Annotated in this window: 14 protein-coding genes and 1 pseudogene; 8 read left to right on the top strand and 7 right to left on the bottom strand. The window is 71.6% G+C overall.

The features are described 5' to 3' along the window. Window positions 1–44 precede the first annotated feature (44 nt). From QQM39_RS08390 to QQM39_RS08375, 4 genes are all read left to right on the top strand, one after another. Entirely contained in the window at window positions 45–518 is a 474-nt protein-coding gene (locus tag QQM39_RS08390) for an indole-3-glycerol phosphate synthase (protein WP_301996052.1), read from the top strand. Between the two features lie 196 nt (window positions 519–714). After that, window positions 715–2,106: a UDP-N-acetylmuramate--L-alanine ligase gene (gene murC / locus QQM39_RS08385; protein ID WP_301996051.1), complete on the top strand. Its 1,392-nt coding sequence runs from the start codon at window positions 715–717 to the stop codon at window positions 2,104–2,106. Window positions 2,107–2,119: 13 nt separating this feature from the next. Next, complete coding sequence (gene msrB / locus QQM39_RS08380) at window positions 2,120–2,527, top strand: peptide-methionine (R)-S-oxide reductase MsrB (protein ID WP_301996050.1); 408 nt, start codon at window positions 2,120–2,122, stop codon at window positions 2,525–2,527. Window positions 2,528–2,660: 133 nt separating this feature from the next. Then, a complete protein-coding gene (locus QQM39_RS08375; RefSeq protein ID WP_301996048.1) occupies window positions 2,661–3,407 on the top strand; it encodes a PP2C family serine/threonine-protein phosphatase in 747 nt (248 codons plus the stop codon). A 54-nt stretch (window positions 3,408–3,461) separates the two neighbouring features. On the opposite strand, the gene QQM39_RS08370 is transcribed toward QQM39_RS08375, so the two are convergent. The 3 genes from QQM39_RS08370 to QQM39_RS08360 form a co-directional block, all read right to left on the bottom strand. Next, window positions 3,462–4,193 carry a siderophore-interacting protein gene (locus tag QQM39_RS08370; protein WP_301996046.1) on the bottom strand — a complete coding sequence of 244 codons (732 nt, stop codon included), beginning with the start codon at window positions 4,191–4,193 and terminating at the stop codon, window positions 3,462–3,464. Between the two features lie 124 nt (window positions 4,194–4,317). Then, a complete protein-coding gene (locus tag QQM39_RS08365) occupies window positions 4,318–4,470 on the bottom strand; it encodes a hypothetical protein (protein ID WP_301996044.1) in 153 nt (50 codons plus the stop codon). A gap of 141 nt (window positions 4,471–4,611) precedes the next feature. Further along, the gene (locus tag QQM39_RS08360) at window positions 4,612–5,091 is read right to left on the bottom strand and encodes a MaoC family dehydratase (protein WP_301996042.1); all 480 of its coding nucleotides are present in this window, start codon (window positions 5,089–5,091) and stop codon (window positions 4,612–4,614) included. A 60-nt stretch (window positions 5,092–5,151) separates the two neighbouring features. Between QQM39_RS08360 and QQM39_RS08355 the strand changes: the two genes are divergently transcribed. The 4 genes from QQM39_RS08355 (at window position 5,152) to QQM39_RS08340 (ending at window position 9,076) form a co-directional block, all read left to right on the top strand. Continuing rightward, a complete protein-coding gene (locus QQM39_RS08355; RefSeq protein ID WP_301996040.1) occupies window positions 5,152–6,666 on the top strand; it encodes a 4-hydroxyphenylacetate 3-hydroxylase N-terminal domain-containing protein in 1,515 nt (504 codons plus the stop codon). Next, window positions 6,663–7,178, top strand: coding sequence for a flavin reductase family protein (locus QQM39_RS08350; RefSeq protein WP_301996038.1), 516 nt, complete (start codon window positions 6,663–6,665; stop codon window positions 7,176–7,178). Before QQM39_RS08355 ends, QQM39_RS08350 begins: the two co-directional genes overlap by 4 nt. A 35-nt stretch (window positions 7,179–7,213) precedes the next feature. Next, complete coding sequence (locus tag QQM39_RS08345; protein WP_301996036.1) at window positions 7,214–8,455, top strand: FAD-dependent monooxygenase; 1,242 nt, start codon at window positions 7,214–7,216, stop codon at window positions 8,453–8,455. Window positions 8,456–8,842: 387 nt separating this feature from the next. Continuing rightward, complete coding sequence (locus QQM39_RS08340; RefSeq protein WP_301996034.1) at window positions 8,843–9,076, top strand: hypothetical protein; 234 nt, start codon at window positions 8,843–8,845, stop codon at window positions 9,074–9,076. A gap of 92 nt (window positions 9,077–9,168) precedes the next feature. Here QQM39_RS08340 and QQM39_RS08335 read toward each other — a convergent pair whose 3' ends face one another. The 4 genes and pseudogenes from QQM39_RS08335 to QQM39_RS08320 form a co-directional block, all read right to left on the bottom strand. Next, window positions 9,169–9,723 (bottom strand): TetR/AcrR family transcriptional regulator, encoded by a 555-nt coding sequence (locus QQM39_RS08335; protein WP_302003517.1) that lies wholly within the window; start codon window positions 9,721–9,723, stop codon window positions 9,169–9,171. A gap of 180 nt (window positions 9,724–9,903) precedes the next feature. Continuing rightward, window positions 9,904–11,106, bottom strand: coding sequence for an MFS transporter (locus QQM39_RS08330; protein ID WP_301996032.1), 1,203 nt, complete (start codon window positions 11,104–11,106; stop codon window positions 9,904–9,906). A 149-nt stretch (window positions 11,107–11,255) separates the two neighbouring features. Beyond that, the gene (locus QQM39_RS08325; protein WP_301996030.1) at window positions 11,256–12,290 is read right to left on the bottom strand and encodes a lysylphosphatidylglycerol synthase transmembrane domain-containing protein; all 1,035 of its coding nucleotides are present in this window, start codon (window positions 12,288–12,290) and stop codon (window positions 11,256–11,258) included. A gap of 187 nt (window positions 12,291–12,477) precedes the next feature. Continuing rightward, window positions 12,478–13,029: pseudogene (locus QQM39_RS08320) on the bottom strand (hypothetical protein); the annotation flags it as partial. Window positions 13,030–13,055: the final 26 nt, after the last annotated feature.

Here is a 13,055-nt window from a genome sequence, read left to right as displayed (position 1 = left end):
CGTGCGAGCGCGGGGCAGGATGGTTTCCGCAGAAGGGGCGCCCGGTGTTCACAAGCGTTTTGATGATCGAGAAGGCCCTGACGTCCGCCGACGTGGAGTTCGTCACGACCTTGCACGGGGACGAGCAGGTCGCCTTCCATGTCTTGCTCCAGCCGCGCGGTGAGCAGGCCGACAGGTTGTTGCGTGCCATCGACGACATCGCGCTCGGCGAGCTCGACGAGGCGGTCCGGGAGGGGAAGACCCCGGAGGGCGAGGAGGCGCTGAGCACGGGGGAGCGGGCGCTGGAGGTGTCGCTCACGGCGCTGCGCGGGACCGGGGCGGAGGCCGAGGGGCGGCTTTTGGAGGACCATCCGCTGGACGCGCTCAAGGCGGTGGTGGACGAGGTCGGGGCGGACGAGGTGATCGTGTTGACCGATCCCCACTACGTGGAGGAGTTCTTCCATCGGGACTGGGCTTCTCGGGCTCGGCACAAGGTGGGGGTGCCGGTGCTGAAGCTTTTCTCGCACAGCAAGGCGTAGCGCTGCCGCTGGGCTGGGGCCGTGGGCGCCGTAGGGGCCCGGGCGGGTTCGTCGGGTGCGGCTTTATGGGGGCTGGTCGCGCAGTTCCCCGCGCCCCTGAGTTGGCACAGTGCCCGGCGCCCCGTTGCTCAACGCCCATGGGAGGACCCAATAGGCTGGGGCCTCACCGTCGTACCGCAATCTTGGGAGAACACGCATGGCACCCGGCCTTCCCACCGCCATGGACCGACCGCACTTCATCGGTATCGGTGGGGCCGGAATGTCGGGGATCGCGAAGATTCTCGCGCAGCGTGGGGCCAAGGTGGCGGGCAGTGATGCCAAGGAGTCCGGGACCGCCGAGGCGCTGCGGGCCCTCGGGGTGACCGTGCACATCGGGCATGCGGCGGAGCATCTCGCCGACGATGCCAGCTGTGTCGTCGTGTCGTCGGCGATCCGGCAGGACAACCCCGAGCTGGCCCGCGCCGCCGAGCTGGGTATTCCGGTGGTGCACCGCTCCGACGCGCTCGCGTCGCTGATGGACGGGCTGCGTCCGATCGCCGTCGCCGGTACGCACGGCAAGACGACCACGACGTCGATGCTGGCGGTCTCGCTGAGCGAGCTGGGCCTGAAGCCGTCGTACGCCATCGGCGGCGACCTGGACGCCCCCGGCTCGAACGCCCTGCACGGCGACGGCGACATCTTCGTCGCAGAGGCGGATGAATCGGACCGCAGCTTCCACAAGTACGCGCCCGACGTCGCGATCGTCCTGAACGTCGAGCTCGACCACCACGCCAACTACGCGTCGATGGACGAGATCTACGAGTCCTTCGAGACGTTCGCGGACCGCATCACCGACGGCGGCACGCTGGTGATCTCGGCGGACCAGGACGGGGCGCGGGAGCTGACCCGGCGGGTCACGGCGCGCGACGTGCGGGTGGTGACGTACGGCGAGGCCGAGGACGCCGACGTACGGGTCCTGTCCGTGCTGGCGCAGGGGCTGAAGAGCCAGGTCACCGTCCTCCTCGACGGCCAGGAGCTCACCTTCACGGTCTCGGTCCCCGGCCGCCACTACGCGCTCAACGCCGTGGCCGCGCTGGCGGCGGGCGCGGCGCTCGGTGTCCCGGCCGCCGAGCTGGCCCCCGCCCTGGCGGCCTACACGGGCGTCAAGCGGCGGCTCCAGTTGAAGGGCGAGGCCGCCGGCGTCCAGGTCATCGACTCCTACGCCCACCACCCGACCGAGATGACGGCCGACCTGGAGGCCATGCGCTCGGCCGCCGGGGACGCCCGCATCCTGGTCGTCTACCAGCCCCACCTCTTCTCCCGCACGCAGGAGCTCGGCAAGGAGATGGGCGACGCCCTCGCCCTCGCCGACTCCTCGCTGGTCCTGGACATCTATCCGGCCCGCGAGGACCCCATCCCCGGCGTCACCAGCGACCTGATCATCGAGGCGGCCCGGGCGGCGGGCGCCGACGTGACGGCGGTCCAGGACAAGGGCGAGGTGCCCGCGCTGGTCGCGGGAATGGCGAAGCCCGGCGATCTCGTTCTCACCATGGGCGCGGGCGATGTCACCGACCTCGGCCCGCTCATCCTGGACCGCCTGTCGAAGTGAGGGGCACGGACTCATGTCGTACGACGTCGAAAAGCCGGACGAGCAGTGGCGCGCGGAGCTGACGCCGGCCGAGTACGCCGTCCTCCGCCAGGCCGGCACGGAGCCCGCCTTCACCGGTGAGTACACCAACACCAAGACGACGGGCGTCTACTCCTGCCGCGCCTGCGGCGCCGAACTGTTCACCTCCACCACGAAGTTCGAGTCGCACTGCGGCTGGCCGTCCTTCTACGACCCGAAGGACACCGACGCGGTGGAGCTCATCGAGGACCGTTCGCACGGGATGGTGCGGACCGAGGTGCGGTGCGCCCGGTGCGGGTCGCATCTCGGGCATGTCTTCGAGGGGGAGGGGTATCCGACCCCGACCGACCAGCGGTACTGCATCAACAGCATCTCGCTGCGGCTGACGCCGGACGAGGGCTGATGCGGGAGCCGATGCGGGAGGGGTGCCGCTTCCGGCTGCGCTGGCACGCCGGAAGCCGGTGTTCCTAGACTCGTAAGGGACGTCGACGTCCGGCCCCGGTGATCAGTCCGGTGCGGGAAGGCGGTGGCGCTGCATGCCGTACGTCGCTGTGAGTGCGATCAGCCACCCCGGACGGCTGCGCGAGCGGAACGAGGACAGCCTCGTCGTGGGGCCGTGGACGTTGTGCGCGACGGTGACCGAGAATCCGCAGACCCTGGTCTTCCCGCTCGGGACGCCCCTGGTCGTGGCCGTCGCCGACGGGCTCGGCGGGCATCCCGGCGGCGATGTGGCCAGCGCCCTGGTCGTCCGCCGGATCGCCTCGCTCGGTCCCGCCCTGAGCAGCGAGGTCGCCGTCCGCGACGCCCTGAACGCCTGCAACCGCGCCGTGTACCAGGCGGCCGGGGGCGACGAGGGAGGCAAGCTGTCCGCCATGGGGACGACGGTCGCCGGAGTCGTCGTACAGCCCGGCTCGCTGCTGGCGTTCAACGTGGGCGACAGCCGGGTCTTCGCGGTCTCCCGTGACGGGCTGCGCCAGGTGAGCGTCGACGACAGCCCACCGCACCCGGCCGGGAGCACCACCTTCCTCGTCACCCAGTGCCTGGGCGGCTCGCCGACCTACCGTGCCGTCCAGCCCCATGTCATGGCCGAGCCCCTCCAGCCCGGCGTTCGCTACCTCGTCTGCTCGGACGGGCTGACGGACCCGGTGAAGGAGGACGTACTGGACGAGGTCCTGCGGGAACACGACGACGGCCGGGCGGCCTTCGAGCTGTGGAAGGCCGCGATCGAGGCGGGCGGGCCCGACAACATCACGGTGGCGGTGGTGCGGGTCGGGGAGGAGTAGCGCGCGGTCACCGGGGACCGGTCAGCGGTCCGGACGGGGTCATCACCGGTGATGTCAGTCCGAGGCCAGGGGGTCGCGGTGGTCCGCCTCGTCCAGCTTCCAGTAGCCCTTCGCGTAGGCGTGCTGACGGTCCAGGCCGAGGCCCTCCGTGAGGTGGCGGCGGATGTCCCTGACGGCACCGGACTCGCCGGCCGCCCACGCGGCGACGCCCTGCCGCGGCACGGCGGCCTTGAGTACGGCGTCCCGCAGGGCCTCGCCCTTGGACCGGCCGGCCTCCCGGTGGACCCATACGACGTCCAGGTCGGCCCGCCGGGGCACCGGGACTTGGGCCTCGGGGCCGGCCACCTCCAGGTAGATGGCGGCGCCTGTTCCGGGCGGCAGGTTCTCGGCGATGGTGAGGACCGCGGGCTGGGCGCTCTCGTCGCCCGCCAGGAGGTAGAAGTCGGCGTCGGGGAGGGGACGGAAGGATCCCTTGGGGCCACCGAAGGAGACCTCCTGGCCCGGGCGCGCGGACTCGGCCCAGCGTGCGGCGGGGCCCTTTCCGTGCAGGACGACGTCGATGTCGATGCGGGGCTCGGACGGGGACTGGCGGCGCACGGTGTAGGCGCGGCCGACCGTCCGGCCGTCGAGCGGGTCGGTCACGAACAGCTTCACCCACTGCGTGGGTTCGTCGCACCGGAAGGCCGACATCCCGGGCCCTCCCAGGGTGATGCGCGCCATCCGCGGGGCGATCGGGGAGACCGCCTCCACCGTGGCGGTGTAACGGGTTCGGCGTGCGCGGAACATGGGGGAACAGCCTTTCAGGGGGTGGGGTCGGCGGTCGGTGCCCGGTCGGGCGGGGTGCTCTGCCGGCAGGTCAGGACGCTGGAAGCCAGGCGCCCGGCGAACCGCGGGTCCGTCGGCCGTCCCGTCATGAAGGCCCGTCGAAGACGGGGCCGGCCAGCAGGTCGTCGGCGGCTCGCAGAGCGGCGGTGCGGGCGGTCTCGCTGCGCCTCGGTCCGTTTCCGATGCGTCGCCCTTGTGTCGCGCCGGCCGGCTGCGGGGCGTCGTGCGGTGCGTCCATGGCGGCCCTCCTCGATCGTCGATCGATGCGAGCTAGACTAGACGCAACGGTGCGTATAGTCAAAGGGGTGACGGGGAACCCGTTCCTCCTCGGGCAGGGGGCGGCCGGAGGAGGAACGGGAGTCTGCCGACGGGCCGGGCCTCAGCGCCGTACGGCCGCGGCCTCGTGACCGGTGCCGGCCGGCTGCGCGCAGGCGAACAGCAGCCGGGTGCGCATCCGGTACACCGTCGTGCCCTCCTGGTTGACCGCCTCGACGGCGAAGCGGACCGTGCCCGTACCCGGCCGCCGGGGATGCGGCGAGGCCTCCTCCACGGTGGCTCGGCCGCGCAGTTCGTCGCCGGGGCGCACCGGACCGAGGAACCGGACCTCGTCCATGCCGTAGGAGCCCTGGCAGGCGGAGTCCGCGAGCAGGGTGCGCACGAACTGCCCCATGACCACGGCACCGGTGTGCCAGCCGCTGGCCACCAGACCCCCGAAAGGAGAACGGCGGGCCGCCTCGGGGTCCAGGTGGAAGGGCATGGGGTCCCAGGCGCGCGCGTAGCCGATGATGTCCTCGCTGGTCAGCCGCGTGGCCCCCAGCTCGTAGGTGCTGCCGGCGGGGAAGTGCTCGAAGTGCCGCACAGTGACTGTCCTCCGTGGTCGCGGGTCCGGCGCTCAGCCGAGGGATGCCGCGTAGTCGGCGTGCAGGGACATGCCCGCGACGGCCGCGAGGTGCGGATCTACGGCGAGCGGGTGGAGGACGTCACCAGCCACCCGGCCTTCCGCAACAACTCCCGGATGGTGGCCCGGCTGTACGACGCGCTGCACGATCCCGAGCGCAACAGCAAACTGGTCGTCCCCACCGACACCGGCAACGGCGGTTTCACCCACCCCTACTTCAAGGCCCCGTACACCACCGGCGATCTGCGCACATCGGCGCAGGCCATGGCGGAGTGGGCCCGCATGACGTACGGCTGGCTGGGCCGCACCCCGGACTTCAAGGCCGCCTTCCTGTCCACCCTGGGGTCGAACCGGGAGCACTACGCGCCGTTCGAGGACAACGCCGCCACCTGGTACCGCACGGCGCAGGAGAACGTGCTGTTCATCGGCCACGGCATCGTCAACCCGCCGATCGACCGCAATCGGGGACTCACCGAGCTCAGGGACGTGATGCTGACGGTCGAGCGGGAGACCGACGCCGGCCTCGTCGTGTCCGGGGCCAAGGTCGTCGGCACCGGCGCGGCGCTCACCCAGCACATCTTCATCGGCAGCTACGGGGTCATACCGAACGGCGCGAAGGAATTCTCCGCGTACTTCATCGTGCCGACGAACAGCCCCGGACTGAAGGTCATCTCGCGGCCGTCGTACGAATTCGCGGCGGCCACCGTCAGCAGCCCCTTCGACCAGCCGCTGAGCAGCCGCCTGGACGAGAACGACGGAATCCTCGTCTTCGATCAAGTACTGATTCCCTGGGAGAACGTCTTCTGCTACGACGTCGACAAGGCGAACAATTTCTTCTACGGCTCCGGGTTCTTCTACCGGGCCATGTTCCACGCCTGCGTCCGTTTCGCCGTGAAGATGGACTTCCTGACCGGACTGCTCGCCAAGTGCCTGGAGACGACGGGAACTTCCGAGTTCCGCGGCGTGCAGAGCCGGCTCGGTGAGGTGCTCGCCTACCGCAACATGTTCTGGGCCCTGGTGGATTCCATGGCCGAGAACCCGACCAAGTGGCCCGACGGCACGGTCACCCCCAACGGCAAGACGGCCCTGGCGTTCCGCGTCCTGTCCTCCTCCGTCTTCCCCAAGGTGCGCGAGATCTTCCTGCGCGACCTCGGCAGCTCCCTGATCTACAACAACTCCCACGCGCTCGACTGGTCCAACCCCGAGGTCCGGCCCTACCTCGACAAGTACGTCCGCGGCCTCGGTGTGGAGGCGGTCGACCGCGTCAAGCTGATGAAGCTGGCCTGGGACGCGGTCGGCACCGAGTTCGGTGCCCGCTGGGAGCTGTACGAGATGAACTACGCCGGCAACCACGAACAGATCCGCTTCGAGGCGCTGCACGCCCAGCAGGCGTCGGGGAAGTTCGAGGACTACAAGCAACTCGTCGACCGGTGCCTGTCGGAGTACGACGAGCACGGCTGGACGGTTCCCGACCTGATCAATCCCAAGGACACGACCGTCATCGGCGGTGGGACCCCTACCCGGGCCGCGCGGTGAACAGCCGCACCCTGCCGGACGAGGACCGACTCCGGCACGTCCTCGGACAGTTCGTGACCGGTGTGTGCGCGGTGTCGACCCGGTTCGACACCCCGTCCGGAGTCCGGCACGACGCCATCGCGGTGAACTCGTTCACCTCGGTCTCCCTCGACCCGCCGCTGGTGTCCATGTACCTGCGCGGCGACTCCACCTTCCTTCAGCGCGTGCGCACGTCCGGCCAGTGGGCCGTGTCGTTCCTGGGCAACCGGGCGCGATCGCTGGTCGGAGTCCTCACCACGCCCGCGGCGCGGCGCCCCGCCGTGGAGGACGCCGCGGACTGGACCGTCGGACCGCACACCGGCTGCCTGCTCCTGCCGGACGGGCCCGGAACGCTCGAATGCGCCCTGCACCTCACCCAGCCCCTCGGCGACCACGTGCTCGTCGTCGGGCGGGTGCTCGGCGCCGTCGGCCGCGACCACGAACCCCTGGTCTTCCACCGGGGCACCTTCACGGGGATCTCGCCGGCGCAGTGACCGTGCGGCCCGCACACAGAACAGGAGGAGACGCCATGGCGCCCAAACGCCCGTACGTGGCCGTCGTCGGCGGTGGCATCGGCGGACTGGCCGTCGCCATCGGACTACGGCGGCAGGGCATCGAGGTCGTCGTCCACGAACAGGCCCGCGAACTGGCCCACCAGGGCGCCGGCATCGCCATCGGCGCCAACGGCCACCGCGCCCTGCGCGACCTCGGCGTCGCGGGCCGCCTGACCGGGGCGGCCGTCGAGCCCGTGCGCGCCGACTTCCGGCACTGGCGCACCGGCCGCGCCATGGTGACGCACACCCTGACCGGGACGTACGAGGAGAGGTTCAAGGCGCCCTTCTGGACCGTGGAGCGGGCGGCCGTGCAGCAGGCCCTGCTCGCCGAGCTGGGGACAAGCCGGGTCCGGCTCGGCGCGCGCTGCACCGAGGTGGAGCAGACCGGCGCCGGCGCCGTGCTCCGCTTCGCCGACGGCACCGAGACCGAGGCCGACGCGGTCATCGGGGCCGACGGCATCCATTCCGCCGTACGGCACAGCGTCTTCGGGCCGGACGAGGCCGTGTTCTCCGGCACCAGCGGCTACCGCGCCCTGGTCCCCATGGACCGGCTCGGGCACGTCCCCGAACTCGCCGAACGGGTGCTGTGGCTGTGGCTCGGCCCGGGTCGGCACTTCATCGCCTACCCGGTGGCCGGCGGAGCCGCGCTGAACTTCCTCGCCGTCGTCCCCGATGCCGAGTGGACGATCGAGTCCTGGTCCACCGAGGGCGACGGCGCGGAACTGCTCGCCGCCTTCGACGGCTGGCACCCGTTCGTCACCGAGATCCTCGCCGCGTGCGAACGGCCCGGCCGGTGGGCGCTGTACGACCGCGAACCGCAGCGTGTCTGGAGCGCGGGCCGGGTCACCCTGCTCGGCGACGCGGCCCACGCGATGCTGCCGCACCACGGGCAGGGCGCGAACCAGTCGCTGGAGGACGCGGTGGTGCTGGCGCACCTCCTCGGCCGCGCCGGCGCCGACGAGGCCGCGGTGGCCCTGCGGTCCTACGAGCAGCTGCGCCGACCGCGCACCCGTCTGCTCCAGGCGGGCTCCCGCAAGAACGCCACCTGCTTCCAACTGCCGGACGGCGCCGAGGCGGAGGCCCGCAACGCCCGGCTGACCGGGCTGCCCGACGACCTCGCCTGGATCCACGGACACGACGCGCTGGGCGAGCTGCGCGCGTCCACGACAACGGCCGTCCAACCAGCCGGCTCCCTCTCCACCTCGAACGAACGGTGAGAAAGACCATGGCAAGGATCTATTCCTTCGAAGGACACGTCCCCGTCGTGCACCCCACGGCGTTCGTCCACCCCGAAGCGGTGCTCATCGGTTCGGTCGACATCGGACCGGGCTGCTTCGTCGGTCCCCTCGCCGGCCTGCGCGGCGACTTCGGGCACATCGAACTCCGCGCGGGCTCCAATGTGCAGGACGGCTGTGTCCTGCACTGCTTCCCCGGAGCCGACACGGTCGTCGAGGAGGACGGCCACGTCGGTCACGGCAGTGTGCTGCACGGTTGCCGGGTGGGGCGGGACAGCCTCATCGGCATGAAGTCGGTCCTGATGGACGGCGTGGTCGTGGGGCGGCAGGCGTTCGTCGGCGCGGGCAGCTTCGTCAAGTCCCGCTTCCATGTGCCCGAACGGCACCTTGTGGCAGGCAGCCCCGGCGAAGGTGCTGCGCGAGCTCACGGCCGACGAGATCGCCTGGAAGGGCAACGGGACCCTCCAGTACCAGAAGCTGGCCCAGCGCTGCCTCACCGCTCTGCACCCGGCCGAACCCGCCACCGAGCGGGCCTCCGACGCGGCGCCCGCGCACTCCGGCGAACCCGAGCACATCACCCTGCACGAATACCGCACCCGCTGAGACCCTTCCCCCACCAGGAGGCATCGCACTGACCGTTGTATGTGAGTGGCCCCCGGCGCTCTTGCCGGGGGCCACTCACATACAACGGTCCGTCAGGAGAACTTGGGCGACGACTCGCGGGCGAGGGCCAGTACGAGCCGGGTCGTGGACTCCACGAGTTCCTTGTCGATGGGCGCACCGAACACGAGCACCCGGTAGTACAGCGGGCCGAGCAGCAGATCCACGAGGTGGTCGAGGGTCCGGTCGTCGACGGTGATCTCGTGATCGCGGGCGAGGAGCTCGCGCAGGCCGGCCACGTCGCGCTCACGTTGCTCGTTCAGGAACCCTTCCCGCAGTGCCGCGGCCGTGTCGCTTTCCAGCTGGGCCTGGCCGAGCAGGGCCTGAAGCACCTGGCCGGCCGGCTCCTCGAAGAAGTCGGCCACACGCCGCAGATGGGACGCGAGGTTCTCCTCGACGCCCGCGGCCTCGTCCGTCCGCCACTGAAGGGCCTCGCGGGCGTCGTCGACGAGGGTGTCCAGGAGGATGTCGACCTTCGACTTCCACCAGCGGTAGATCGTCTGCTTGGCCACACCCGCGCGCTGGGCGATGCCCTCGATGGTCAGACCGGTGAACCCCCGCTCGACGAGGAGATCGTCCGCGGCGTGCAGTACCGCGAGCCGGACGCTCTCGCTGCGGCGTGGGCCGGTTCGGCTGATGACCGTGGTCTGCTCGCAGGCCGGTCGTGGCTTCCGCGTGGCGCTGATGATCCCGTCAACCTTTCGAGTCGTGCGTGTGCTGAGATTCTGGCACAGGGGGTCCGCCGCGAACCGGTGGGCGGCGGACCGGAATCAGGCGGCCTTCCGGCCGGTGCGCACCAGGCTGAGCAGTACGCCGAGAGAGAGCGCGGCGACCACCGCGCTGAACGTCTCGCCCGCCGGGCGCAGGCTGGTCTCGCGGATCAGGACGCCCACGCCGATCGCGGGCACCGCGAGCATCGAGTACAGGATGGCGAAGAAGGTGGACACCGACGCGCCGCGGTGCTGGGGAGCGCTGCGCGTGGTGATGCTGCCGATGCCGTGCCCCACGGCGATGCCCGTCGCCAGGCCGTTGACGGCGGCGCCGACGAGCAGGGGTGTCAGGGTGTCGGTGGCCATCGACGTGGCGATCAGGCCGGCGGCCACGATCAGCCCCACGCAGGACACGGGCAGGGCGGTAGCCGGCTTGAGGGTGCGGACCAGGAGCTGGCCGAAGGCGGTGCAGGCGAAGGCGGTGAAGACGACGAGGCCGGTCAGCGTATGGCTGGTCTCGTTCAGCACTGTGCCCAGGAACAGGCCGGTCACGGCGGTCAGCACGCCCAACACCGCGAAGCCCGAACCGGCCGCCATGGCGGAGCGCAGGAAGTCCGACCGGATCTCGGCCGGTACGTGCAGCGGATGGAACTGGAGCGAGAAGCCGGACCGGTGCGTGGAGCTCTCCCCGTTCACCATGACGCCGAGCATGCCGACGGCGGCCAGGGCGAGCATGACGACCCACGGTGTGCGCAGCGGGGACGGGGCGACATCGGCCAGGATGCCGGCCAGCAGGGTGCCGCAGGCCAGGCCGCCCATGTTCGCGAACAGGGCGACGGTCGCGGGCTTCACGCGGGCGTGCTGCCCGAGTCGTTCGGCGAGGGAGGCGGTGGCGGCGCCGGTCACCAGAGCCGCCGAGAAGCCGGAGATGACCCGGGCGGCGAGGATGGCCCCGAGGTTCTGGGCGAACAGGAAGACGATCGCGGCGCACACCGACAGCAGCGTGGCCGCGATGAGTACAGGGCGGCGTCCCACCTGGTCGGACAGCCGCCCGAAGACCAGCAGCCCGAGGACGACGCCGAGCGCGTAGACGGCGAAGACCACGGTCACGGTGAAGGGCGTGAAGCCGAACTCCTCGCCGTAGAGCGGGTAGAGGGGGGTGGGCGCCGTGGTGCCCGCCATGGTGATCCATAAGGCGAAGGCCACGCTGAACACAGCGAGCCCGCCGCCCTTCACCCTCTCTGGTGCGCTGGTCCGGTCCATGGCGCGGACGGTCGGGTTCCCCACGGCTGTGGCCTCTCATGAGCGGTCGTGAACGGGACGCACGATCAAGACAAGACTTACCGTTGCGTCTACTCAAGACACTAGACTAGTCGTCTCGTCTATTCAATGAGAACGGAAAGACCGCCGACTCAGAGGATCTTGCGCTGGACCAGGATCGAGAGCACCAGTGCGCCCGGCAGCAGGGGGACCCAGACCGTCAGGACGCGGTAGCCGATGACCGTGGCCGCGGCGAGGCTCGTCGGTGCGCCGAAGGCGGCCATCGTGAACACCAGCGCCGCGTCCACGGGGCCGATGCCGCCCGGTGCGGGTACGGCGCCCACCGCGGTGCCGGCGAGCAGGAGGGCGAGGGTCACCTGCGTCCAGGACAGCGGCAGGCCGAGCGCGAAGCCGACCGAGGCGATCACGCTCGCCTGCAGCAGCGGGGTGGCGGCGGCCCCGCCCCACAGGGCCAGGACGCGGCTGGGCCGGGTGTGCAGGATCCGCGCGTCGGTCAGGGCGGTCCGGACGCAGCGCACGAGGGGGCGGCGCAGCGGCCGTACGGCTGCCGCGAGGACGGCCGCGGTGGCGAGGGCGACCGTCACGCCCGCGGTCACCAGGAGCAACGTCCGCTCGTCCGGGACGAGTTCGCGCAGGTGCAGCAGTTCGGGGAAGGCCACGAGGAAGCCGAGCAGCACCGCCGTCTTCGCGATCGGCTTGACCAGTGAGTACAGGGCGAGTGAGGCGGTGGCCCGGGGCAGCGGTATGCCGCGGTTCTGCAGGAAGCGCAGGGTGACGGCGTGGGCGCCGATACTCGCCGGCAGCACCTGGTTCGCGGCGCCGGCAGCGAACTGCGAGGCGAGCAGCAGGCCCGGCGGGAGCCGTTCCGGCAGGGCCCCTTGGCGGACGCACGCGGCGGCCACCCAGCCCATGCAGGTGAAGAAGAGACCGGCGAGCAGCCACCAGGGGTCGGCGGAGGCGAGCCGGGTGGCGCCGTCGGCGAAGGTGCGCCAGTCGGCCGCCGCCCACGCCCCGATCAGCAGGAGCGGCAGCAGGGTGATGGCGTGGCGGGTGAGGCTTGCGGGAGAGAAGGGGGTGAAGGGGGAGCGGACCGGGGCGGGGGCGGCGTGGGCGGCGGGGGCGGTGGGGAGCGGGCCGGCGGCACCGCCGAGCGGCAGCAGGGACACGGCGCAGGTCGTCCTTTCACGTCACGCCGCGCGGGGACGGGGCGGACGGACGCAGGGCGAAGCAGGAGGGGACGCCGAAAACGTGCCCGCCCGGTGTGACGCCGTGGTGTCCGCAAGCCGAAGCGGCGTCGGCGGGCGAGCGACGCGAGCGCGCGCCGGCCGCATCCGCTCGCCCGCTCCCCCGCACTCACCGCATCCAGTGCCCCCCGGTCCTCCACCCCAGGAAGCGGCGGGCGCGACCGCCGTCCGTCGTGCCGTCGGTGTCGAAGGTGCCGCCCTCGGCGACCAGGAGCAGGCCCGCCAGGGCGGGGGCCGGCCGGGTCGTGACGTGGGCGGGCTGGCGGGCCGTCTCCTCGTCCGGGCCGGCGAGGAACCGCCGCTGTTCGTCGGGCGGGCACAGGGGCAGGTGGAACAGCATCTGACGCCAGGCGTACGCCGCGTCCTCGATGGCCGGCAGCGGACGCCGGTTGCCGTGCACGCGGGCGGCCGGCCGGCACACGGTGACGAAGCCGCGGTGCGCCAGGTCGGACCAGCAGGGCCGCGGGGCGATGTCCACCCGGTGGACCAGCGTGGCCAGGTTGTGCGTGGTGAGGATCTGCGCCTGCTCGATCACCGTGCCGTTCGCCGCCGCCGACCAGGACCCGGGGCCGGATCCGTACCAGGACCCGGATCCGGCCCCGGACGCGGTCACGGCCCGCTCGGCGCACAGTCGCGCGAAACCGGGAGACGTACGGGCGCCGTACACGCCGATGGAGGCCGACGTCA

The sequence above is a fragment of the Streptomyces sp. DT2A-34 genome (genome assembly GCF_030499515.1).
Classification (GTDB): Bacteria; Actinomycetota; Actinomycetes; order Streptomycetales; family Streptomycetaceae; genus Streptomyces.
This window is presented reverse-complemented; position numbering and strand designations above follow the sequence as displayed.

Coding starts and splice junctions, on each gene's coding strand:
- murC (WP_301996051.1), top strand. CDS start 715: ATGGCACCCGGCCTTCCCACCGCCATGGACCGACCGCACTTCATCGGT.
- msrB (WP_301996050.1), top strand. CDS start 2,120: ATGTCGTACGACGTCGAAAAGCCGGACGAGCAGTGGCGCGCGGAGCTG.
- QQM39_RS08375 (WP_301996048.1), top strand. CDS start 2,661: ATGCCGTACGTCGCTGTGAGTGCGATCAGCCACCCCGGACGGCTGCGC.
- QQM39_RS08370 (WP_301996046.1), bottom strand. CDS start 4,193: ATGTTCCGCGCACGCCGAACCCGTTACACCGCCACGGTGGAGGCGGTC.
- QQM39_RS08365 (WP_301996044.1), bottom strand. CDS start 4,470: ATGGACGCACCGCACGACGCCCCGCAGCCGGCCGGCGCGACACAAGGG.
- QQM39_RS08345 (WP_301996036.1), top strand. CDS start 7,214: ATGGCGCCCAAACGCCCGTACGTGGCCGTCGTCGGCGGTGGCATCGGC.
- QQM39_RS08340 (WP_301996034.1), top strand. CDS start 8,843: ATGTGCCCGAACGGCACCTTGTGGCAGGCAGCCCCGGCGAAGGTGCTG.
- QQM39_RS08330 (WP_301996032.1), bottom strand. CDS start 11,106: ATGGACCGGACCAGCGCACCAGAGAGGGTGAAGGGCGGCGGGCTCGCT.